Genomic DNA, 23,000 nt, shown 5'->3' on the forward strand with positions numbered 1-23,000 from the left:
CCTCCGGCGGGAGTATTTTTGCCAAGAAGAAACGGGCTGTTCTTCTTGGTCCAAATACTCCGGGGGGCGGCGGCGCAGCCGACGGGGGGCAGCGCCCCCTTTCGCCGATTCCGCCCTAGGCAGCCGCGCGGGTTTGCGCTATCAGGCGCGCAACTGCTGCTGTGGAGAGCCCTTATGAAATTCTTCGTCGATACCGCCGATGTGGCCGCCATCAAGGAACTCAACGACCTTGGCATGGTGGACGGTGTGACCACCAACCCTTCGCTGATCCTGAAATCGGGGCGCGACATCATCGAAGTGACCAAGGAAATCTGCGACATGGTTTCGGGCCCGGTCTCGGCCGAGGTCGTGGCCACCGAGGCCAAGGACATGATCACCGAAGGTCTGAAACTGGCCAAGATCGCCTCCAACATCGCGATCAAGGTTCCGCTGACCTGGGATGGCCTGACCGCCTGCAAGGCTTTCGCATCCGAAGGCCATATGGTCAACGTCACGTTGTGCTTCTCGGCGGCGCAGGCGATCCTGGCGGCCAAGGCGGGGGCTACGTTCATCAGCCCGTTCATCGGTCGTCTGGACGACATCAACCTGGATGGCATGCAGCTGATCGAGGACATGCGCACGATCTATGACAACTACGATTTCAAGACGCAGATCCTTGCGGCCTCGATCCGTTCGGTCAATCACATCACCGATTGCGCCCGCATCGGCGCCGACGTGATCACCGCGCCGCCCGCCGTCATCAAGGCGATGGCGAACCATGCGCTGACCGACAAGGGGCTGGATCAGTTCCTGAAAGACTGGGCCAAGACCGGGCAGAAAATCGTCTGAGGCCGCGCCCCTGCCATGGATCGGCCCGCCACAGTGGCGGGCCGTTTTCATTCGGGGTACATTTTCTGCCTGATTTTCCGCGCGATTGGTGTAATCTGCTTCAAAATCAGCACCAAACGGGCACCGAAACAGGCATGAGCGACGCGGCATTCGCAGATCAACTGCGTGAAAAGATCATTTCCGACCCCGAAGTCATTCTGGAAGACCGCGACCTGATGCGCGCTCTGATCGCGGCCAACGAGGCGGCGATGGGGGCCAATATCGTCGATCTGCGCGGGGTTGCGATGGCGCGGCTCGAGGCGCGGCTGGACCGTCTGGAAGACACGCACCGGTCGGTCATCGCGGCGGCCTACGAAAACCTTGCGGGCACCAATCAGGTGCATCGTGCGGTGCTCAAGCTGCTGGATCCGCTGGATTTCGAGTCCTTTTTGAAAGCGTTGCACACCGAGGTGGCCGAGATCCTGCGCGTCGATTGCGTGCGGCTGGTGCTGGAAAGCCTGCACAATGAAAACGACCCGGCGTTGCGGCGGCTGGGCGATGTGCTGTGCGTGGCCGAGCCGGGGTTCATTCAGGAATACATGCGCGCCGGGCGGCAGGCGCAGCCGCGCGCGGTGGTGTTGCGGCAGACCTCGCCGCATTCGGGCGCGATCTATGGCGAGGCGGCGGGCTGGATCCGGTCCGAGGCGCTGATGCGGTTGGATTTCGGGCCGGGGCGGTTGCCGGGGCTTCTGGTGATGGGCGCGGAAGATCCGCATCAGTTCAAACCCGCACAGGGCACCGACCTGCTGGCGTTCTTTGCGGGCGTGTTCGAACGGGCGATGCGCCGCTGGCTGGGCTGATGGCGGGGGTTTCGGCAGCTGCCGGCGATGCGCTGGCCGCATGGCTTGACCATCTGCGGGCACTGCAGGGCGCTTCGGCCCATACGATCAAAGCCTATCGCACGGATGTTGCGGGGTTTTTGGGGTTTTTGCATCAGCATCACGGCGGCGGGCTGGGTCTGGCGCGGCTGGCGCAGATCGGCCAGTCCGACATGCGGGCCTGGATGGCGCATGAGCGCGGGCGTGGGGTGGCGTCGCGCTCGCTGGCGCGGGCGCTGTCGTCGGTCAAGAGTTTCATGCGCTGGCTGGCCGACCGCGAGGGGTTTGATCCGACCCATGTTCTGGCGGCCCGCGCGCCGAAATATCAACGCAAGCTGCCGCGCCCGCTCAGCGAAGATGCCGCACGGGCGGTGATTGCGCAGGTCGATACCCAGGCGATGGAGCCCTGGATCGCCGCGCGCGATGCCGCCGTGGTGACGCTGCTGTATGGCTGCGGGTTGCGGATTTCCGAGGCGTTGGGCCTGACCGGCGAACAGGTGCCGCTGCCGGATGTGCTGCGCATCCGCGGCAAGGGCGACAAGGAACGGCTGGTGCCGGTGCTGCCGGCGGCCCGCGATGCGGTGGCCGAGTATCTGCGCCTGTGCCCCTATCCGGCAGCGGCGGGACAACCGCTGTTTCGGGGCGCTCGCGGCGGGCCGCTGAACCCGCGGCTGATCGCCCGCGCGATGGAGCAGGCGCGCATGGCGCTGGGTCTGCCCGCGACGGCCACGCCCCATGCCCTGCGCCACAGCTTTGCCACGCATCTGCTGGCGGCGGGCGGCGATCTGCGTGCGATCCAGGAATTGCTGGGCCACGCCAGCCTTGCCACCACGCAGGTTTATACCGCCGTGGACACCGCCCGCCTGATGCAGGTCTATCGCCAGGCACATCCCCGGGCCTGACCTGCGGCCCGTGTCTTGCCCTTGCGGGCGCGATGCGGCAAGAGGGGCCTATGGATCTTCGTGTCAAAGCCCTTTCCGTGCATCTGCTGACTGCCTCCGGGGCGGTCTTGTCGATGTTGGCCATGCTGGCCGCCGTCGAGGAAAAATGGAGCCTGATGTTCCTGTGGCTTGTGGTGGCACTGTTCGTCGATGGCATCGACGGCCCGCTGGCGCGGCGCTATGACGTCAAGCACAACTGGCCGACCTATGACGGCGTGTTGATGGATCTGATCGTCGATTACCTGACCTATGTCTTCATCCCGGCCTATGCGCTGTTCAAGTCGGGGCTGCTGCCGGGCTGGACCGGGTGGCTGGCGATCATCGCGATCACCTATGCAAGCGTCATCTATTTTGCCGATACGCGCATGAAAACGAAGGATAATTCCTTTTCCGGTTTTCCGGCGTGCTGGAACATGGTGGTGCTGGTTCTGTTCGCATTGGAACCCGGATACTGGGTGACGCTGGGTGTCGTGCTGGCGCTGTCGGTGGCGATGTTCTTCCCGCTGAAATTCATCCATCCGACCCGCACGCTGCGCTGGCGCGTGCTGTCGCTGCCGATGGCGCTGGCCTGGACGGTGTTTGCAGGCTGGGCGGCCTGGGTCGATTTCCACCCTGAAAGCTGGGCGCATTGGGGGCTGGTGGTGACGTCGGTCTATCTGCTGCTGGTGGGCATCGCCCAGCAAATCATCCCGCACAAACCCGCCGTCTGATCCCAAGGCGTAGGGAAGGGAAAGGGCGCCCGAAGGCGCCCTTTTGGTCAGTTCAACGCGTCATTGCAGCGTTTGCAGGTATGGGGATGCGCGTGGCTGCCGACATCGGGCAGGATTTTCCAGCAGCGCTCGCATTTCTCGCCCATCGCGGTTTCGAACACCACCGCCACGCCGGGCACTTCGGGCAGGCGGAAGGCCTCGTTCGGGGCCGGATCGCCGGTGACCGACAGGCCCGAGGTGATGCACAGATCGGCAAAATTCACCGATTTGAGCGCTGTGGCCAGGTTCGCATCCTCGACATGCACCACCGGCGCGGCCTCCAGGCTGGCGCCGATCATCTTGGCGGTGCGCTGCACCTCCAGCGCGGCGGTCACGGCGCGGCGGGCACGGCGGATGCCGTCCCATTTCGCGGCCAGCGGTTCGTTGCGCCAGTCGGCCGGCGTATCCGCGAAGTCCAGCAGGTGGATCGAGCTGTCCTCGCCCGGGAAGCGCGACAGCCAGACATCCTCCATCGTGAAGGGCAGGATCGGCGCCAGCCAGCCGGTCAGACGATGGAACAGCAGGTCCAGCACCGTGCGCGCGGCCCGGCGCCGCGTGCTGTCCGGTGCATCGCAATACAGCGCATCCTTGCGGATGTCGAAATAGAAGGCCGACAGATCGACCGTGCAGAAGTTGAACAGCGCCTGGAAAACGCCCTGGAAGTCATAGGCCTTGTAGCCCTTGCGCACGGTCTGATCCAGTTCGGCCAGACGGTGCAGCAGCCATTGCTCCAGCTCGGGCATCTCGGCGGGGGCGATGCGCTCGGCCTCGTCGAAGCCCGCCAGATTGCCCAGCATGAAGCGCAGCGTGTTGCGCAGCCGACGATAGCTGTCAGCCACGCCTTTCAGGATTTCCTTCCCGATCCGCAGGTCGACCGTGTAATCCGACTGCGCCACCCACAGGCGCAGGATGTCGGCGCCGTAATCCTTGATCACATCGGCCGGCGCCACGGTATTGCCCAGCGATTTGGACATCTTCATGCCCTTTTCATCGAGCGTGAAGCCGTGCGTCAGCACACCACGGTAAGGCGCGCGGCCCTTGGTGGCGCAGGCCTGCAGCATCGAGGAATGGAACCAGCCGCGGTGCTGGTCGGTGCCTTCCAGATACAGATCGGCGATCCCGTCGGGCGTGCCATCGGGGCGGTCGCGCAGCACGAAAGCATGGGTCGAGCCGCTGTCGAACCACACGTCGAGCACGTCGAACACCTGATCGTAATCGTCGGGGTTGACCACGTTGCCCAGCATTTTCTGTTTGAAGCCGGGGGTATACCAGACATCGGCGCCCTCGGTCTCGAAGGCTTCCTTGATGCGGGCATTGACCTGCGGATCGCGCAGCAGGAAATCGGGGTCGGTCGGGCGCAGACCCTTCTTCACGAAGCAGGTCAGCGGCACGCCCCAGGCCCGCTGGCGCGACAGCACCCAGTCGGGCCGCGCCTCGATCATCGAGAACAGGCGGTTGCGGCCGGTCTGCGGGGTCCATTGCACCAGCTGGTCGATCGAGGTCAGCGCGCGCTCGCGGATCGTATCGCCATAGGTGCCCATGCCGTCGTCAAGCTTGTAGTCGATCGCGGCAAACCATTGCGGCGTGTTGCGATAGATCAGCGGCGCCTTGGAGCGCCACGAGTGCGGATAGCTGTGCTTGACCTTGCCCTTGGCCAGCAGCGCGCCGGCATAGGCCAGTTGCTTGATGTTGCTGACGTTGGCGGGGCCTTCCTTGCCATCGGGCAGGATGATCGCCTGCCCGCCGAACAGCGGCAGATCGGCGCGATAGCTGCCGTCGGGCTCGACGTTATAGGTCATTTGCAGCCCGAACTTCAGCCCCAGCTGATAGTCGTCATCGCCGTGGCTGGGCGCGGTATGGACAAAGCCCGTGCCCGCATCGTCGGTGACGTGATCGCCCGGCAGCATCGGCACGTCGTAATCCCATTCGCCATTGCCGCCGTCGACGCCGGCATAGGGATGGCGCAGGATCACACCTTCGAACTCGCTCACGCTCACATCGCGGATGCGGGTAAAGCCCGCGACCTTGGCCGCCGTCATCACCGATTGCGCCAGCGCATCGGCCAGCACCAGCGTTTCGCCCTCGGTCGCGGTGGATTTCTCTTCCAGCGTATCGACGCGGTAAAGGCCATAGGCGATGCCCGGCCCATAGGCCACCGCGCGGTTTTGCGGGATGGTCCAGGGGGTCGTCGTCCAGATGACGACCTGCGCGCCGTCCAGACCGGCGACCGGCTTGAACCGCACCCAGATCGTGTGGCTGGTGTGGTCGTGATATTCGACCTCGGCCTCGGCCAGCGCGGTCTTCTCGACCGGCGACCACATCACGGGTTTCGACCCCTGATAGAGCGTGCCGTTCATCAGCAGCTTCATGAACTCGTCCGCGATCACCGCCTCGGCGTGGTAATCCATCGTCAGATAGGGCTTGTCCCACTTGCCGGTGATGCCGAGGCGCTTGAACTCCTCGCGCTGGATGTCGATCCAGCCCTCGGCGAACTTGCGGCATTCCTGCCGGAAATCGACGACGTCGACGGCGTCCTTGTCCAGGCCCTTGGCGCGGTATTGTTCCTCGATCTTCCATTCGATCGGCAGGCCGTGGCAATCCCAGCCCGGCACATAGCGCGCGTCATGGCCCATCATCTGCTGGCTGCGGACGATGAAATCCTTGAGGATCTTGTTCAGCGCATGGCCGATGTGCAGGTGGCCGTTGGCATAGGGCGGGCCGTCATGCAGCACAAAGGACGGGCGGTCCTGTTTCTCGCGCAGGCGGTCATAGATGCCGATCCGTTCCCAGCGGGCAAGCCATTCGGGTTCGCGGGCGGGCAGGCCCGCGCGCATCGGGAAATCGGTTTCGGGCAGGAAGACGGTGTCGCGGTAATCGACGGAAGCTTCGGGCGTATCGGCGCACATTCGGGAAAATTCCTCAGAAGGGATGGGCGCATCTGTTGCGCCCGTGACGGACTTACATATCCCGGCAACCCTGACGCGTCAGAGCGCCGGGCCGGTAATTCGCTGGATGTAAGCGTGCCGTGTCATGGCTGCCTTATAGGCGGGCGGGCGCGGCGCGGCAAGCGGGTTGGGGGCGCTGCCTCCGCGCGTTTCCGCGCTCCCCCGGGATATTTGCTCCAGAAAGAAAATCCCATCCTTCTTTCTGGCTGAAATATCCCGGGGGTGAGGGCCGCAAGGCCCGAGGGGGCAGCGCCCCCTGCGGCCGCGTCACGCAGCGCCGCCCCTTCAATCCGCCCGCGCAATGCCCTAGGGTGGGCGCGCAACAACCGGGGGTGGCCATGTCTGACGCAACCGAGGCGCCAAGCGCCGATGCAATCACTGCGATGTTCACGCGGGCCACGGGCGAGTATCTGTTCGCGCGCTGGGGGCGGCCTATCGTGCCGGTGGTGTTCGGCGTGGATGCGGCGACGCTGGCCACGGTCAAGGGCGCGGTCGAGGCGGTGGTGACGCTGGCGGGCCACAAGATGGCCGAAACCGACCCGGAGCTGGGCGCCAATCTGATGATCTTCTTCTTCCGCGACTGGCAGGAGCTGCTCGAGGTGCCCAATCTCGACCAGATGATCGACGGGCTGGCCGATCTGGTCACGCGCCTCGACGATGCCGGGGCCAATCAGTACCGGGTGTTCCGCTTCGATGCCGAGGGCGCGATTCGGGCCTGTTTCAGCTTCGTGCGGATGGATGCGGCGCTGGACGAGGTGCCCGCCGACACGATCGCGCTCTCGCAGGCGGTGCAGATGATCCTGCTGTGGTCCGACCGGGCCTTTGCCGAACGCTCGCCACTGGCGATGGCGCGCGGGGTGACGGTATTGCGCCCCGATGTGGCCGGCGTGATCCGCGCGGCCTATGATCCGGTAATGCCCGCCGTGGCGCATGATGCCAGCCATGCGTTGCGCCTGACCGCGCGGCTGGCGGCAGGAGGTGCAGCATGAGCCACGAATTTCCGATCCGCGTCTATTACGAAGATACCGACCTTGCCGGCATCGTCTATTACGCCAATTACCTGAAATTCATCGAGCGCGGCCGCAGCGAATGGATCCGCGAAGTGGGGGTCGATCAGGCCGCGCTGAAGCGCGATCATGGCGTGGTCTTTGCGGTGCGCCGGGTCGAGGCGGATTATCTGAAGCCCGCGAAATACGACGATGCGCTGATTGTGCGCACCGATCTAGTGGCGGAAACCGGCGCGCGGATGGTGCTGGAGCAGGCCGTGCTGCGCGACTCGGAGGTGTTGTTCACCGCGACTGTCACGTTGGTGTGCCTGAACCCGAGCGGCGCGGCTCAGCGGCTTCCTGCCGATGTGCGGCGCAGGATCGCCCCGGCTGTGCATTGACCTTTCTGCATGGCGGCAATTGCTACAGCGCAATGACGCAGATGTTATGGCGTTCCCCCTGATCCTCGTATAGAATCGCTGCTAATCAGAGCCCGAAAACGTGGCCCCACCCCTGAGAGCAGTGACCGATGGACCAGCAGACCCTTGCGATGACGCAGGAGATGGATTTCTCCTTGCTGGCGCTTTTCTTGCGCGCATCCTTTACCGTGAAACTCGTGATGATGCTGTTGACGGTGGCCAGCTTCTGGTCGTGGTCGATCATCATTCGCAAGTTCATCACCTTCCGCGCCGCCCGTTCCGAGGCCGAGGGCTTTGACCGGGCCTTCTGGTCGGGCGAGCCGCTGGATGAATTGTTCGACCAGATCGGCCCTGCGCCGGTGGGGGCCAGCCAACGGATCTTTGCCGCGGGCATGCTGGAATGGCGCCGCAGCCATCGCAGCGACGGCGAGCTGATCGCGGGCGCGCAGGCGCGCATCGACCGGTCTATGGACGTGGCGATCGCGAAGGAAACCGAACATCTGAATTCCGGCCTGCCGTTCCTGGCCACCGTCGGGTCGACCGCGCCCTTCGTCGGGCTGTTCGGCACCGTTTGGGGGATCAAGGTCGCCTTCGAGGAAATCGCGATTTCGCAGAACACCTCGCTGGCGGTCGTGGCGCCGGGGATCTCCGAGGCGCTGGTGGCCACCGCGCTTGGCCTGCTGGCCGCAATCCCGGCGGTGATCTTCTACAACAAGCTGTCGGCGGACAGTGACCGCATCGCCTCGGGCTACGAGGCGTTTGCCGACGAATTCGCCACCATCCTGTCGCGCCAGCTGGACGCCTGAGCGATGGGTGCGGGGGTGATGAAAAAGGGCGGGGGCGGCGGGCGCCGTCGCCGGGGCAGCCGGGGCAAGTCCCACGCGATGAGCGAGATCAACGTCACGCCGATGGTCGACGTGATGCTGGTGCTGCTGATCATCTTCATGGTGGCCGCACCGATGATGACCGTGGGCGTGCCGCTGGAATTGCCGAAAACCGCCGCCAAGGCCGTGCCGACCGAACAGGAAGAGCCGCTGACGATCTCGCTGCAGCTCGACGGCACCGTGTCAATGATGAACACCCCGGTGCCGGAGGCCGAGCTGGTGGATCGTCTGCGTGCGGTGGCGCAGGAACGCGACAGCGACAAGGTGTTCCTGCGGGCCGATGGCGGCATCGAATATGCGCGTGTGGTGCAGGTGATGGGGGCGCTCAACGCCGGGGGGTTCGGCAATATCGTGCTGATTACCGATGTGGGCGGGCCGCAGCTGACCGGCGCGCCGGCCGGAAACTGAAACCGGAAAGTGGGCGCGAATGCGCGTAGACAGGGCAGATAAACTTGGCACGGCGATTTCGGCGGCGCTCCATCTGGGGGTGATCGCCTGGGTCGTGCTGGGCGGCGAGTGGTTCAAGCCCAAGCCGTCCGAGCCTGTCGTGATGTCCGAGGTTTCGGTGATGTCCGAGGCCGAGTTTCAGGCGATGATGGCGGCGGCGCCGAAGGCTGCCGAACCCCCCGTGACCGAGGCCCCGGCGCAGCCCGCCACCCCGACCGAGGCGACGCCTGCGCCCGAACCGGCCCCCGAGGCCGAGGTCGTCCCCGAACCTGCGCCCGAGGCGCTGGCCGAACCTGCGCCCGCGCCTGAACCCGCCCCGGATCTGACCGATCTGGCGCCGCCGGAACCCGCGCAGGTGACCGAGGTGCCGCCGACGATGATGCCGCCGGTCGAGGTGCCGCAAGACACGCTTTCGCCCGATTTCTCGCCGCGTCCGCGCCCGAAACCCGCGCCGCGCGTGGCGCCCAAGGCCGCGGAGGCGCCCGCGCCGGATGCCAGGGTGTCGGACATGGCCGAGGCCGAGACGCGCCCCGAAGAGGCCGCGGAACCCGAAGAGGTGGTCGAACAGCCCAAGCAAGAGGCCGCGCCCCCCGAAGCCACGACCGAAATCGTGACCGAGGCCACCGAGACCGAAGAGGTCGCCAAGACCTCGGCGCCGTTGTCGACGCCGCGTCCGCGCTCGAAACCGGCCAAGCCCGCGCCCGCGCCGTCGGAAACGGCCGCAGCGGAAAAACCGGCGGCGGCCAAGACCCCCGCGAAACCGGCGGCGGCGAAACCTGCGGCGGATGCGGTGAACGACGCGCTGGCCGAGGCGCTGGCGGGCGAGACAGAGGGCACGGGCGGCACCGGGCGCGCGGCGTCTGGCCCGCCGGTCACCTCGGGCGAGAAAGAGGCGCTGATCGTCGATGTGAAGGCCTGCTGGAACGTCGGCGCGCTAAGTTCCGAAGCGCTGCGCACCAGCGTGACGGTGGCGGTCGACATGAAGCCCGACGGCAAGCCCGACATCACCTCGATCCGCATGGTCGGCTACGAGGGCGGCTCGGACGCGGCGGCGAAACAGGCCTACGAGGCCGGGCGGCGCGCGATCGTGCGCTGCGGCTCCGATGGCTTCCCGCTGCCGCCCGAAAAATACGACCACTGGCGCCAGATCGAAATCGTCTTCAACCCCGAAAAGATGCGGATGAAATGAGCGCGCACAGCACAGGTCGGCAGATTTTCGCGGGTCCTCCGGCGCTTGTGATGCGCCGCGATGCAGAAACGCGTTACAAGAACACAAAGCCCAGTCGAGGGAATTCAGGAATGTTGCGTATTGCACTGGCCGCATTGGCGGCATTGATGATCGGCCCCGGCGTGGCCCTGGCCCAGCAGGGGCCGCTGCGCATCGAAATCACCGATGGCGTGATCGAACCCTTGCCCTTCGCGCTGCCCGGTTTCGTGGCGGAAACCGGCGATGCCGGACAGATGGCCGCTGATATCACCCAGGTGATCGCCAGCGACCTGACCGGCACCGGCCTGTTCCGCGAAATTCCGCAAAGCGCGCATATCCAGCGGTTCTCGGCCTTTGAAACGCCGGTCAGCTATGCCGATTGGCAGGCGATCAACGCACAGGCGCTGATCGTCGGCGGCGTGTCGATGGCGGGCGGCAAGGTGGTGGTGAAATTCCGCCTGTTCGACGTGTATTCCGGTCAGCAACTGGGCGAAGGGCAGCAACTGGCCGCGTCCAGCGGCAGCTGGCGGCGCCTGGCGCACAAGGTGGCCGATGTGATCTATAGCCGGATCACCGGCGAAAGCGGCTATTTCGACAGCCGCGTGGTGTTCGTGTCGGAAACCGGGCCCAAGAACGCGCGGCTGAAGCGTCTGGCGGTGATGGATTACGACGGCGCGAATGTGCAATATCTGACCGACAGCAGCACGATCGTGTTGGCGCCGCGGTTCTCGCCCACGGGTGACCGGGTGCTTTACACCACGTTTGAAACTGGCTTCCCGCGGATCAAGATGCTCAATGTCGGCAATGTCAGCGCGCAACTGCTGCCCGAAACCCCCGGCACGATGACCTTTGCGCCGCGCTTCTCGCCCGATGGCGGCAGCATCGTCTATTCGCTGGAGCAAGGCGGCAACACCGACCTTTGGAAGATGGGCGTGAACGGCGGCGGCGCGACGCGGCTGACCAACAGCCCGGCGATCGAAACCGCGCCGAGCTATAGCCCGGACGGATCGCGCATCGTGTTCGAAAGCGACCGATCGGGCACGCAGCAGCTGTATATCATGCCCGCGGGCGGCGGCGAGCCGACCCGGATTTCCTTTGGCGAAGGCCGCTATGGCACGCCGGTGTGGTCGCCGCGCGGCGATCTGATCGCCTTCACCAAGCAGCACGCCGGGCGCTTCCACATCGGCGTGATGCGCACCGACGGTTCCGAAGAGCGCCTGCTGACCGCGTCCTTCCTGGACGAAGGCCCGACCTGGTCGCCCAATGGCCGGGTCATCATGTTCACCCGCGAAAGCTCGGGTGCGGGCGGCAGTGCGCAATTGTATTCGGTCGATATTTCCGGGCGCAACCTGAAGGCGGTCACGACGGGGGGCGCGGCCTCCGATCCGGCCTGGTCGCCGCTTCTGCCCTGAGACGATTCACAAGCTGTAACGAAGCTGATAAACTGGGCCAAATGGCCAACAAAAGGCGGTAACACATGACTTTCGCACCCAAGGCAATGATCCTGCTGGCAGTTCTGGGCCTCGCGGCCTGTAACAACCCCGACAAATACGGCGCTGGTAGCGGCGTGGTGGACCCGGGCGGCGCCTATGGCGACGGCGGGATCTCGCAAGGCTCGATCAGCGACCCGAACTCGCCCGCGTATTTCTCGGCCACGGTCGGTGACAAGGTGCTGTTCGCGGTCGATCAATCGACGCTGAGCCCCGAAGCCCGCACCACCCTGTCGGGTCAGGCGCAGTGGCTGGCCAGCCATCCGCAATATTCGGCGATCGTCGAAGGCCACGCCGACGAACAGGGCACCCGTGAATACAACCTTGCCCTGGGCGCGCGTCGTGCCAATTCGGTGCAGGAATACCTGATTTCGCAAGGGGTTGCGGGCAACCGTCTGCGCACCGTGTCCTACGGCAAGGAACGCCCGCTGGCGGTCTGCTCGACCGAGGATTGCTATGCCCAGAACCGTCGCGCTGTGACGGTGATCTCGCTCGGGGCGGGTAGCTGAGCATGAAACGGGCGCTGGTGCTGAGCCTCGCGCTGGCCTTTGCCGCGCCTGCCTTCGGGCAGGACGCGCAGACGCTGGCCGATATCCGGGCCGAACTGGGCGATCTGAGCGCCCAGTTGCAAAGCCTGCGGCAAGAGCTGGTGGCCTCGGGTGCCAAGGGCATTCAGGCGGCAGGCGGGGCTTCGGCGCTGGAGCGGATGGACGCGATGGAGGCGGCGCTGAGCCAGCTGACCTCGCGCACCGAGGCATTGGAAAACCGCGTCAATCAGGTGGTGGCCGATGGCACCAACCGGGTGGGCGATCTGGAATTCCGGCTGTGCGAGGTGACGCCCGGCTGCGATATCTCGACGATCGGTCAGACCTCGCCTTTGGGCGGGGGGGCGATCGCGGCCAATCCGGTCACGGCGCCTGCGCCCAACGCGACCCCCGCGCCCGCGGGGGCATCGCTTGCCATGAACGAGCAAAGCGATTTTGACCGGGCCAAGGAGGTGCTCGGTCAGGGTGACTTTCGCGGCGCCGCTGACCTCTTTGCGACCTTTGCCGAAACCTATCCGGGCGGTCCGCTGACCGGCGAGGCGATGTATCTGCGCGGTGAGGCGCTGCAAAGCGCGGGGGATGTGCCCGGTGCTGCGCGTGCCTGGCTGGCGGCGTTTTCGGCCGAACCCACCGGCGCGCGTGCCGCCGACAACCTGCTGGGGCTTGGCAAGTCGCTGGGCGCGCTTGGCCAGACGGTCGAGGCCTGCGCCACGCTGGCCGAGGTGCCCAACCGCTTCCCCGGTGCGCCTGCGGCGACACAGGCGCAAACTGCGATGCAGGGCCTGGGCTGCCAGTGACGCCAGCGCCCGAACACTTGGCCGAGACGGCTTTTGACCCCGATGCGCCCCGGCGTGTCGGGGTTGCCGTTTCTGGCGGGGGCGATTCCATGGCTTTGCTGACGGCGCTTGCCGCGCGCTACGATGTCGCGGCGGTGACGGTCGATCACGGCCTGCGCCCCGAGGCGGCGGCAGAGGCCGCGTTCGTGGCCCGCTACTGTGCCCGGATCGGGGTGCCGCACAGCACCCTGCGCTGGAAACGGCCTGACACCGCCGGCAATCTGATGGATCAGGCGCGGCGCGCGCGCCTGCGACTGATCGGCGCATGGGCGCGGGGGCAGGGGCTGGCGCATGTCGCGCTGGGGCACACCTCCGACGATCAGGCCGAGACCTTCCTGATGCGCCTGGCGCGGGAGGCCGGGCTTGAAGGGTTGTCGGGGATGCGTGCCCGCTTCGAGGCCGAGGGGGTGACCTGGCATCGCCCGTTTCTGCGCACGTCCCGCGCCGCGTTGCGCGATTGGCTGTCCGCGCGGAATGTGGCCTGGCTGGACGATCCGTCGAATGACAACGACCGCTTTGATCGGGTCAAGGCGCGCAAGGCTTTGGCGTTGCTGGCGCCGCTGGGGCTGAACGCGGCCACGATTGCCGCCACGGTGGATCATCTGGCCGAGGCCGAGCGCGCCCTGCGTGCGGTTTTGGCGCAGTGGGCCCGGGCGCATGTGCAAACCCCTTCGGGCGATGTGGTGATTGATCTACAGGGGTTTGCGACGCTGGAGCCTGAATTGCAGCGGCGGCTGATGAATGCGGCGTTGCTTTGGGTGTCGGGGGCCGACTATCCGCCGCGCGCGGCCAAGTTGGGGGCCTGGCTGTCTGCACCGCGTGCGGCCACCCTGCACGGCTGCAAGATCACCCTGCGCGATACCGAAATTCGCATTGCCCGCGAGGCCGGAGCCGTGGCCGGGCTGCGGGTGGCTGCGGATCAGGTGTGGGACCGCTGGCGGCTTGACGGGCCAGCCATGCCGGATGCGCAGATCGCAGCGCTGGGGGCCGAGGGGCTGCGGCAGTGCCCGAACTGGCGCGAAGCGGGTTTGCCACGCGGTTCGCTGCTGGCCGCGCCGGCAGTCTGGCAGGGCGAAACGCTGATTGCGGCGCCTCTGGCGGGGCAAGAAAACGGCTGGAAAGCGCAGATTGCCTGCGGCAGTTTTCTTTCAATGCTATTCAGACGTTGAACCTGCCTCAGTAATCCCTATTTTCTCCTGCAAAGGTTTCGGGTCCGCCCGAGACCCGCATAATTTTGGAGGTCCCCCTTGGGCAATGCGCGCAATCTCGCCTTTTGGGCTGTGCTGTTCCTGCTGATCCTGGCTTTGTTCAACCTGTTCGGGGATGGGCAATCCGCGATGAGCTCGTCGCAGGTCGCCTATTCCGACTTCATGGCGCAGGTCGAGAAAGGCGATGTCAAAAGCGTGCAGCTGGATGGCGAAGACGTGCGCTATCAGATCGCTGACGGTTCGACCTTCGCCACGGTCAAACCCGCCTCTGACGAGATCGCCGAAAAGCTGATCGCCAAGGGCATCCAGGTCAAGGTGACCAAGCAGGAACAGTCGGGCTTCATGTCGCTGTTGGGGGTGTGGCTGCCGTTCCTGGTGCTGATCGGCATCTGGGTGTTCTTCATGAACCGGATGCAGGGCGGCGGCAAAGGCGGGGCGATGGGCTTTGGCAAATCCAAGGCGAAGCTGCTGACCGAAAAACATGGCCGCGTGACGTTTGATGACGTGGCCGGCATCGACGAGGCCAAGGAAGAGCTGGAAGAGATCGTCGAATTCCTGCGCAACCCGCAGAAGTTCAGCCGTCTGGGCGGCAAGATCCCGAAAGGCGCGCTGCTCGTGGGCCCGCCCGGCACGGGTAAGACCTTGCTGGCGCGTGCGATTGCGGGCGAGGCGGGCGTGCCCTTCTTCACCATTTCCGGCTCGGACTTCGTGGAAATGTTCGTGGGCGTCGGCGCCAGCCGCGTGCGCGACATGTTCGAACAGGCCAAGAAAAACGCGCCCTGCATCGTCTTCATCGACGAAATCGACGCAGTGGGCCGTGCCCGCGGCGTCGGCATCGGCGGCGGCAATGACGAACGCGAGCAGACGCTGAACCAGCTGCTGGTCGAGATGGACGGGTTCGAGGCGAACGAAGGTATCATCATCGTCGCCGCGACCAACCGCAAGGACGTGCTGGACCCGGCGCTGCTGCGTCCGGGCCGCTTCGACCGTCAGATCCATGTGCCGAACCCCGATATCAAGGGACGCGAAAAGATCCTGACCGTGCATGCGCGCAAGGTGCCGACCGGGCCGGACGTGGACCTGCGGGTGATTGCCCGCGGCACGCCGGGCTTCTCGGGTGCCGATCTGGCAAACCTTGTGAACGAGGCCGCGCTGATGGCCGCGCGCGTCGGGCGGCGGTTCGTGACGATGGAAGATTTCGAACAGGCCAAGGACAAGGTGATGCTGGGGGTCGAGCGGCGCTCGATGGTGCTGACGCCCGAGCAGAAGGAAATGACCGCCTATCACGAAGCGGGTCACGCGCTCGTCGGGCTGAAACTTCCGAAATGCGACCCGGTCTACAAGGCCACGATCATTCCGCGCGGCCAGGCGCTTGGGATGGTGGTCAGCCTGCCCGAAATGGACAAGCTGAACTACCACAAGGACGAGGCCAAGCAGAAGATCACCATGACCATGGCGGGCAAGGCGGCCGAGATCCTGAAATGGGGCGAAGAGCACGTCTCGAACGGGCCGGCGGGCGACATCATGCAGGCCAGTGCGATTGCGCGGGCAATGGTGATGCGCTGGGGCATGTCGGACAAGGTCGGCAACATCGACTATTCCGAGGCGCACGAGGGCTATCAGGGCAATACCGGCGGCTTCTCGGTCTCGACCAAGACCAAGGAACTGATCGAGGACGAGGTTCGCAACCTGATCGAGACCGGCTATCAGGAGGCACGCCGCATCCTGTCGGACCATCAGGACGAATGGGAACGTCTGGCGCAGGGCCTGCTGGAATACGAAACCCTGACCGGGGACGAGATCCGCAAGGTCATGGCGGGCGAGCCGCTGGGCGGCGATGATGCCGACGACACGCCGTCGGGCAGCCTGCCGGCGGTGACTGCAATCCCCAAGACGAAACCGGCCAAAGGCGGCGATACCGCGCCCGAACCTTCGGCCTGAGCCATGGCGAAAACGGGGAGCCCGGGCAAATCGGCCGATTGGAACCCGGCGGCTTATGCCCGGTTCCGCAGCCTCAGGCTGCGCCCGGCCCTGGATTTGCTTGCGCAGGTGGGCGATCTGCCCAAGGGGCAGATCATCGACCTGGGGTGTGGCAACGGCGCGGTCGGGCCTGCGTTGTCGATGCGCTGGCCCGATCGCAAGTTGATCGGGGTCGACAATTCGCCCGCGATGTTGGCAGAGGCGGCGGCGACCGGGGCGTACCGGCGCTGCGATCTGGCCGATCTGACCGAATGGCAGCCGAAAAAGCCCCCCGCACTGATCTTTTCCAACGCGGTGCTGCATTGGCTGGGGGACCATGCCACGCTGTTGCCGCGCCTGGCGGGGTGGCTGGCGCCGGGTGGCACGCTGGCGGTGCAGATGCCCCGGCAATACGGGGCGCCTTCGCATCGCTTCCTGCGGGAGTTTGCGCAGGAAATGTTCCCTGACCGTTTCGATTTCGCTGGATGGGAGCCGCCCGTCGCAGGCGCGGCAGAGTATGCGCGGATGCTGGCGCCGCTTGGGCGGGTGAATGCCTGGTCCACCGATTACATTCAGCGGCTGGACCCGGTGGACGGGGCGCATCCGGTGCGCCGCTTCACCGAATCCACGGCGCTGCGCCCCTTCGTCGAGAAGCTGAACGCCGAGGAACAGGCAGCCTTCATCGCGCGCTACGAAATCGCGCTGGCCGCGGCCTATCCGCCCGAGGCTGACGGCTCTGTCCTGTTCCCCTTCCGTCGTGTCTTCTTCACTGTCACGGTGCCCTGATGCCCGCTCTAAAACCCACCGATTTTTACGGAGAAATCACCTTTCTGGGCGCGGTTGGCGCGGGGGCGGGGCTGGCCTCGCATGCCGTGGACAGCCTGCACTTGACCTTCGAAGGCCCGATGGGCGAGGTGCATGGCGGGTTGACCCGCGAAAGCTGCTCGCGGGTTCTGGCGCAGCACCCGCGCGGCACGGTGATCGCCAACACCAGGCAGTTGACCGTCCTGTCCGAAGAAGAGCTGGCCGAAACCGCCGTGGCGATGGGTCTGCCCGCGCTTGATCCGCGCTGGGTCGGCGCCAGCGTGGTGCTGCGTGGTCTGCCGGATCTGACGCATCTGCCGCCATCCTCGCGGTTGCAGGGGCCCGACGGCGTGACACTGGTCATCGACATGGAAAACCGCGCCTGCGTTCTGCCCGGCAAGGTGATCGAGCATTTCCACCCCGGGCATGGGGCGGCCTACAAGCCTGCCGCACAGGGGCGGCGCGGTGTCGTCGCCTGGGTCGAACGTCCCGGCATACTGTTGCCCGGGCAGCGGCTGCGGCTGCATGTGCCCGATCAACGCGGCTGGGCGCATCTGGACGCGGCACGCGGCGCCTGATTTCGCGCCGATTTTATCCGGTTCTGCGTCGTTTCTGGGCTTTCGCCGGACGATGCGCACGCTAGGCTGCCTTCGACCGGAGGAGGAGCCGATGCAAACCGATATCGAAATCGCCCGTGCCGCGGCGAAACGCCCGATGCCCGAAATCGGCGCGAAACTGGGCATCCCTGAAGAGGCGCTGATCCCCTATGGCCGCGACAAGGCCAAGATCGATGCGGGCTTCATCGCCGGTCTGGCGGGGCGGTCCGAGGGCAAGCTGATCCTGGTCACCGCCATCAACCCCACGCCGGCGGGCGAAGGCAAGACCACCACGACCGTGGGGCTGGGCGATGCGCTGCAACGGCTGGGCGCACGCGCGGCGATCTGCATCCGCGAGGCGAGCCTCGGGCCGAATTTTGGCATGAAAGGCGGCGCGGCAGGTGGCGGTTTTGCGCAGGTGGTTCCGATGGAATCGATGAACCTGCATTTCACCGGCGATTTTCACGCGGTGACGGCGGCGCACAACCTGCTGGCCGCGATGATTGACAATCACATCTACTGGGGCAACAGCCTGGCCATTGACGAGCGGCGGATCACCTGGCGCCGGGTGATGGACATGAACGACCGCGCGCTGCGCGAAATGGTGGTGGGGCTGGGTGGCGTGGCCAACGGGTTTCCGCGGCAGACCGGCTTTGACATCACGGTGGCCTCCGAAGTGATGGCGATCCTGTGTCTGGCGCGCGATCTGGACGATCTGCTGGCGCGCTTGGGGCGGATCGTCGTAGCCTATACCCGCGAACGCACGCCGATCACCTGTGCCGATCTGGGCGCCGACGGGGCGATGGTCGTGCTGCTGCGCGAGGCGATGCAGCCCAATCTGGTGCAGACGCTCGAACATACGCCCGCTTTCGTGCATGGCGGCCCCTTTGCCAATATCGCGCATGGCTGCAACTCGGTGATCGCCACGCAGACCGCGCTGCGGCTGGCGGATTATGTGGTGACCGAGGCGGGCTTTGGCGCCGATCTGGGGGCCGAGAAGTTCTTTGACATCAAATGCCGCAAGGCCGGGCTGAAACCCGCGGCGGCGGTGATCGTGGCGACGGTGCGCGCGCTGAAGATGAACGGTGGCGTGGCCAAGGCGGATCTGGCGGCGGAAAACGTGGCTGCGGTGCACAAGGGCTGCGCCAACCTAGGCCGTCACATCGCCAATACCAAGGGGTTTGGCGTGCCGGTGGTGGTGGCGATCAACCGCTTCACCACCGATACCGACGCCGAGATCGCCGAGGTGCAGGCCTATGCCGCAGGGCAGGGCGCCGAGGCGATTACCTGCCGTCACTGGGCCGAAGGCGGCGCTGGCGCCGAGGATCTGGCGCGCAAGGTGATGGCGATGACATCGGGGCCGAGTGCCTTTGCTCCGCTCTATCCCGACGAGATGAGCCTGTGGGACAAGATCGACACGATCGCGCGGCGGATCTATCACGCGGGCGAGGTGATCGCCGACAAATCCATCCGCGATCAGCTGCGGACATGGGAGGCGGCGGGCTATGGCGCGCTGCCGATCTGTATGGCCAAGACGCAATATTCGTTCTCGACCGATCCGCTGTTGCGCGGTGCCCCCAGCGGCCATGCGGTGCCGATCCGCGAGGTCCGGCTGAGCGCGGGGGCCGGGTTCATCGTGGTGATCTGCGGCGAAATCATGACGATGCCGGGCCTGCCCCGGGTGCCTGCGGCGCAAAGCATCGGGCTGAATGCTGCGGGCGAGGTTGCGGGGCTGTTCTGAGCGGCCCCGGGGTTGAGCCGGGGCATGGAAACTGCGATAGGATCGGAGCACCGAAACCTTTGGAGGCCGCTGGATGGAACCCGATCAGATTGGGTCGATGGCAGAGCTGCGGGTCGAGATCGACGCGCTCGATGGTCAGATCGTGGCGCTTCTGGCGCGGCGCACGCGGCTGGTGGATCGTGCGGCGCAGTTGAAGCCTGCTGAAAACCTGCCCGCGCGGATACCGGCGCGGGTCGAAGATGTGGTGGCCAAAGTGCGCACCAAGGCCAGCGATGCGGGGATGGACCCCGATCTGGCCGAACGGCTGTGGCGCGAGATGATCGAACATTTCATCGCGCAGGAAGAACGGATTTTGGGCAAAGGGGACCAGGCATGACAGCCACACGGATCGACGGGAAGGCGTTTGCGGCGGGGGTTCGGGCGCGGGTTGCCGAGCGGGTTGCGCGTCTGAAGGAAGAACAGGGGATCGTGCCGGGTCTTGCGGTGGTTCTGGTGGGCGAGGACCCGGCTTCCGAGGTCTATGTGCGCAACAAGGGCAAGCAGACCGTCGAGGTCGGCATGAACAGTTTCGAGCACAAGCTGCCGGCCGAGACGTCAGAGGCCGAACTGCTTGATCTGATTGGCAAACTCAATGCCGATCCAGCGGTGCACGGCATTCTGGTGCAGCTGCCGCTGCCCGGGCATTTGAACAGCGATCTGGTGATCAACGCGATCGACCCGGCCAAGGATGTGGACGGGTTTCATATCTCGAACGTGGGGCTGCTGGGGACGGGCCAAAAGGCGATGGTGCCCTGCACGCCGCTCGGGTGCCTGATGATGCTGCGCGACCATCTGGGCAGCCTCAGCGGGCTGAACGCGGTGGTGGTCGGGCGCAGCAATATCGTCGGCAAGCCGATGGCGCAGCTGTTGCTGGGCGACAGCTGCACGGTGACGATCGCGCACAGCCGGACGAAGGATCTGGCGGCACTGTGCCGGGGCGCGGATATCCTGGTGGCCGCGGTGGGCCGCCCCGAGATGATCACCGGCGATTTCGTGAAGCCCGGCGCCACGGTGATCGACGTGGGCATCAACCGCGTTCCCGGCCGCAACGGGATTCTGGGCGACTGCCATTTCGACAGCTGCGCCGAGGTGGCGGGCGCGATCACCCCGGTCCCCGGCGGCGTCGGCCCGATGACCATCGCCTGCCTGCTGGCCAATACCCTGACCGCCTGCTGCCGCGCCAACGGCCTGCCCGAACCCGAAGGGCTTACGGCGTAAATTATTGAAAACCCGGGGCACGGCGGCCTGTGCCGCCGTGCCCCGCTGCGTGCAAGGCCCGCGCGCGACATGTGTTGTCATCGTGACTATTACGGCTTGCAGTCGGGGTGGGTAGCTGTAGATTAGTGAACGGTAACATTGGGTTAGAGGCATGACCTCTTTGTTTGAGGCTTACAGACGAACACTTTCGGCGCCGGTTTTGCCCATTATCTGGGCGGTCATGTCGGTATTCAGCGTGATTGCAGGGCCGTTCGGTTCGCTGACGTCGATGTCTTTTCTCAACCGGCTGATCTATTGGCCGCTGGTGATCTTTTTCGGTATTCTGATCGGTGCCGCGTTGCGGGTTCTGGTGCAGCAGTATCTGGGCCTGCGCCGCTATCTGTTCGAGGCACCGGTGATCGCTGTGCTGGCGACCGCCGTTCTGGCGACGCCGTGCTGGGCGCTGATGCTGGCCATGACAGAGGGGCAGAACCCTGCAAGGCCGACCTTGCCGGTGATGGCGCTCTATGTTTTTGTGGTCTCTCTGGCGATTTCGACCTTGCGCCACGCGTTCCGCCAGAATGTGGAGGGCGGTCCGGCCCCTTCCGGCCCGGTTGAACAGATGCCCCAGTCCCCCCCGGCAGAGGGGGATGGCGGGGTGCGATTGTTGATGCGGATTGATCCCGCCCTGCGTGCGCCGATCGTGCGGTTGCAGGTGCGCGATCATTATGTCGACGTGGTCACCGAGGCGGGCGCCACCAGCCTGCTGATGCGCTTTGCCGATGCCATGGCCGAACTGGAGGGGCAGCCGGGATTGCGGGTGCATCGCTCGCACTGGGTGGCGGATCAGGCGGTCATCGGCGCCCGGCGGGAACGCGGCAAGCTGCTGCTGCAGATGAGCGATGGCGCCGAAGTGCCGGTGTCGAAAACCTATCTGCCGCAGGTGATCGAGCGGGGGCTGGTCGCGGCCGATTGATCCCCGGCGCTAGTGTTCGATCACCGAATTGTCGACGAACATGTTGGCCCAGGCGCGGTCGATCAGATCGGGGGTCATCTGATAGGGCATGCCTTCGAATTCGCAGATCGCGATCATCTGGTCGATCAGGAAGATCGGCTGATAATTGGCATAGACGTTCTGGATTTCGGGGTATTTCACCTTCAGCAGGTGGACCAGCGCCTTCTCGTCCAGTGGCATCTTGCGCTTCTTGGCAACCAGCGAAAAGATCTTCAGGAAATCGGCCTGGTTCGGCCCGTCGATCTTGATCTTGAAGAAAATCCGGCGCAGCGCGGCCTTGTCGAAAATCTCGTTCGGGTGGAAGTTGGTCGAGAAGATCACGAGCGTGTCGAAGGGCACCTCGAATTTCTCGCCCGATTGCAGGGCCAGGATGTCGCGGCTTTCTTCCAGCGGCACGATCCAGCGGTTCACGAGTTTCTGCGGCGGTTCGGCCTGACGGCCAAGGTCGTCCACGATGAACACCCCGCCCGAGGATTTCATCTGCAGGGGTGCGGTATAGGTGCGGGCGGTGGGGTTGTAGGTCAGGTCGAGCATGTCGAGCGACAATTCCCCGCCGGTGATCACGGTCGGGCGGTCGCACAGCACATAGCGGTTGTCATAACGGTTGCCGGATTTGCGCAGGCTCGAGGCGTCCTCGACCTGTTCGGTGGCGGCGGCATGTACGATCGGGTCGTAGACGGTGATGACCTGCCCGGCATATTCGACCGCGCGGGGAATGTAGATCTTGTCGCCCAAGGCATCGCGAATCCCGTTCGAGATCGAGGATTTGCCGTTGCCGGGCGGGCCATACATCAGGATCGAGCGCCCCGAACTGACCGCAGGCCCCAGCTGGTCAAGCAGCGTCGGCGGCAGCACCAGATGACCCATCGCCTGCGTCAGTTGCTGGCGGGTCAGCTGGATGTTGCGGATCGACTGGCGCTCGGTCTGGGTGCGGTACATATCAAGCGGCACGGGCATTGCGCCGTAATATTCCGACTGGCTGAGCGCATCGAGCGCGCGCGCCTTGCCCGCATCGGCCAGCTGATAGCCCATCTCGCCGCCCGAATTGGCATGCAGGGTGCCCGTGGCCTCGACCAGCCGTTGCTGGCGGCACAGGTCGATCAGTTCCTGGGTCAGGGTGATCGGCAGGCAGATCAGTTTCGACAGCCCGCTGATCGTGTCCATATTGGTGCGGAACATGGTTTTCAGCAGCACGTCGCGCATCATCACCGTGTTCAGCCCGACATCGGCCAGCGTGCGCGGGAGGGGCGGTGCCATGACATTCGTCGCCAACATGTTCATCGGGCGTCCTATCTGATCGTGCCTTC

22 protein-coding genes are annotated in these 23,000 nt (G+C 65.4%); 20 read left to right on the plus strand and 2 right to left on the minus strand.

From position 1 onward, the window contains the following. Positions 1-174: 174 nt before the first annotated feature. The 4 genes from fsa (at position 175) to P2G62_RS03950 (ending at position 3,336) form a co-directional block, all read left to right on the plus strand. The gene (gene fsa / locus P2G62_RS03935) at positions 175-828 is read left to right on the plus strand and encodes a fructose-6-phosphate aldolase (RefSeq protein WP_275733563.1); all 654 of its coding nucleotides are present in this window, start codon (positions 175-177) and stop codon (positions 826-828) included. 134 nt (positions 829-962) lie between these two features. Beyond that, positions 963-1,667 (plus strand): DUF484 family protein, encoded by a 705-nt coding sequence (locus tag P2G62_RS03940; protein ID WP_275733564.1) that lies wholly within the window; start codon positions 963-965, stop codon positions 1,665-1,667. Then, positions 1,667-2,587, plus strand: a complete 921-nt coding sequence (locus tag P2G62_RS03945; protein WP_275733565.1) for a tyrosine recombinase XerC — start codon at positions 1,667-1,669, stop codon at positions 2,585-2,587. Before P2G62_RS03940 ends, P2G62_RS03945 begins: the two co-directional genes overlap by 1 nt. 50 nt (positions 2,588-2,637) lie before the next feature. Next, positions 2,638-3,336 (plus strand): CDP-alcohol phosphatidyltransferase family protein, encoded by a 699-nt coding sequence (locus P2G62_RS03950; protein WP_275733566.1) that lies wholly within the window; start codon positions 2,638-2,640, stop codon positions 3,334-3,336. Positions 3,337-3,383: 47 nt separating this feature from the next. Here the strand turns inward: P2G62_RS03950 and ileS are convergent, their stop codons facing one another. Next, positions 3,384-6,281: an isoleucine--tRNA ligase gene (gene ileS, locus P2G62_RS03955; RefSeq protein WP_275733567.1), complete on the minus strand. Its 2,898-nt coding sequence runs from the start codon at positions 6,279-6,281 to the stop codon at positions 3,384-3,386. Between the two features lie 377 nt (positions 6,282-6,658). Here ileS and P2G62_RS03960 point away from each other — a divergent pair, with 377 nt between their 5' ends. From P2G62_RS03960 to P2G62_RS04035, 16 genes are all read left to right on the plus strand, one after another. Beyond that, complete coding sequence (locus P2G62_RS03960; protein WP_275733568.1) at positions 6,659-7,309, plus strand: hypothetical protein; 651 nt, start codon at positions 6,659-6,661, stop codon at positions 7,307-7,309. Beyond that, positions 7,306-7,707 (plus strand): tol-pal system-associated acyl-CoA thioesterase, encoded by a 402-nt coding sequence (gene ybgC, locus P2G62_RS03965; protein ID WP_275733569.1) that lies wholly within the window; start codon positions 7,306-7,308, stop codon positions 7,705-7,707. Before P2G62_RS03960 ends, ybgC begins: the two co-directional genes overlap by 4 nt. A 128-nt stretch (positions 7,708-7,835) precedes the next feature. Continuing rightward, a complete protein-coding gene (gene tolQ, locus P2G62_RS03970; protein ID WP_275733570.1) occupies positions 7,836-8,531 on the plus strand; it encodes a protein TolQ in 696 nt (231 codons plus the stop codon). 3 nt (positions 8,532-8,534) lie between these two features. Then, complete coding sequence (locus P2G62_RS03975; protein WP_275733571.1) at positions 8,535-9,017, plus strand: ExbD/TolR family protein; 483 nt, start codon at positions 8,535-8,537, stop codon at positions 9,015-9,017. A 19-nt stretch (positions 9,018-9,036) separates the two neighbouring features. Beyond that, the gene (locus tag P2G62_RS03980) at positions 9,037-10,245 is read left to right on the plus strand and encodes a cell envelope biogenesis protein TolA (protein WP_275733572.1); all 1,209 of its coding nucleotides are present in this window, start codon (positions 9,037-9,039) and stop codon (positions 10,243-10,245) included. 110 nt (positions 10,246-10,355) lie between these two features. Continuing rightward, a complete protein-coding gene (gene tolB, locus P2G62_RS03985; protein WP_275733573.1) occupies positions 10,356-11,675 on the plus strand; it encodes a Tol-Pal system beta propeller repeat protein TolB in 1,320 nt (439 codons plus the stop codon). Positions 11,676-11,740: 65 nt separating this feature from the next. Then, complete coding sequence (gene pal / locus P2G62_RS03990; protein ID WP_275733574.1) at positions 11,741-12,262, plus strand: peptidoglycan-associated lipoprotein Pal; 522 nt, start codon at positions 11,741-11,743, stop codon at positions 12,260-12,262. A 2-nt stretch (positions 12,263-12,264) separates the two neighbouring features. Then, positions 12,265-13,095: a tol-pal system protein YbgF gene (ybgF, locus tag P2G62_RS03995; protein WP_275733575.1), complete on the plus strand. Its 831-nt coding sequence runs from the start codon at positions 12,265-12,267 to the stop codon at positions 13,093-13,095. After that, positions 13,092-14,303 carry a tRNA lysidine(34) synthetase TilS gene (tilS, locus tag P2G62_RS04000; RefSeq protein ID WP_275733576.1) on the plus strand — a complete coding sequence of 404 codons (1,212 nt, stop codon included), beginning with the start codon at positions 13,092-13,094 and terminating at the stop codon, positions 14,301-14,303. Before ybgF ends, tilS begins: the two co-directional genes overlap by 4 nt. A 78-nt stretch (positions 14,304-14,381) precedes the next feature. After that, on the plus strand, positions 14,382-16,283 hold the full coding sequence (gene ftsH / locus P2G62_RS04005) for an ATP-dependent zinc metalloprotease FtsH (RefSeq protein WP_275733577.1): 1,902 nt from the start codon (positions 14,382-14,384) through the stop codon (positions 16,281-16,283). 3 nt (positions 16,284-16,286) lie between these two features. Continuing rightward, positions 16,287-17,087 (plus strand): methyltransferase domain-containing protein, encoded by an 801-nt coding sequence (locus tag P2G62_RS04010; protein ID WP_275733578.1) that lies wholly within the window; start codon positions 16,287-16,289, stop codon positions 17,085-17,087. Then, positions 17,087-17,683, plus strand: a complete 597-nt coding sequence (locus P2G62_RS04015; RefSeq protein ID WP_275733579.1) for a sulfurase — start codon at positions 17,087-17,089, stop codon at positions 17,681-17,683. The genes P2G62_RS04010 and P2G62_RS04015 overlap by 1 nt, the downstream gene beginning before the upstream one ends. A gap of 91 nt (positions 17,684-17,774) precedes the next feature. Then, positions 17,775-19,442, plus strand: coding sequence for a formate--tetrahydrofolate ligase (locus P2G62_RS04020; protein WP_275733580.1), 1,668 nt, complete (start codon positions 17,775-17,777; stop codon positions 19,440-19,442). A gap of 73 nt (positions 19,443-19,515) precedes the next feature. Beyond that, the gene (locus tag P2G62_RS04025; protein ID WP_275733581.1) at positions 19,516-19,818 is read left to right on the plus strand and encodes a chorismate mutase; all 303 of its coding nucleotides are present in this window, start codon (positions 19,516-19,518) and stop codon (positions 19,816-19,818) included. Beyond that, the gene (folD, locus tag P2G62_RS04030) at positions 19,815-20,699 is read left to right on the plus strand and encodes a bifunctional methylenetetrahydrofolate dehydrogenase/methenyltetrahydrofolate cyclohydrolase FolD (protein WP_275733582.1); all 885 of its coding nucleotides are present in this window, start codon (positions 19,815-19,817) and stop codon (positions 20,697-20,699) included. Before P2G62_RS04025 ends, folD begins: the two co-directional genes overlap by 4 nt. A 220-nt stretch (positions 20,700-20,919) precedes the next feature. Beyond that, positions 20,920-21,654, plus strand: coding sequence for a LytTR family DNA-binding domain-containing protein (locus P2G62_RS04035; RefSeq protein WP_275733583.1), 735 nt, complete (start codon positions 20,920-20,922; stop codon positions 21,652-21,654). A 9-nt stretch (positions 21,655-21,663) separates the two neighbouring features. On the opposite strand, the gene P2G62_RS04040 is transcribed toward P2G62_RS04035, so the two are convergent. After that, entirely contained in the window at positions 21,664-22,974 is a 1,311-nt protein-coding gene (locus P2G62_RS04040; protein ID WP_275733584.1) for an ATPase, read from the minus strand. Between the last annotated feature and the right edge of the window lie 26 nt (positions 22,975-23,000).

This window comes from Paenirhodobacter sp. CAU 1674, assembly GCF_029222945.1.
Classification (GTDB): Bacteria; Pseudomonadota; Alphaproteobacteria; order Rhodobacterales; family Rhodobacteraceae; genus Rhodobacter.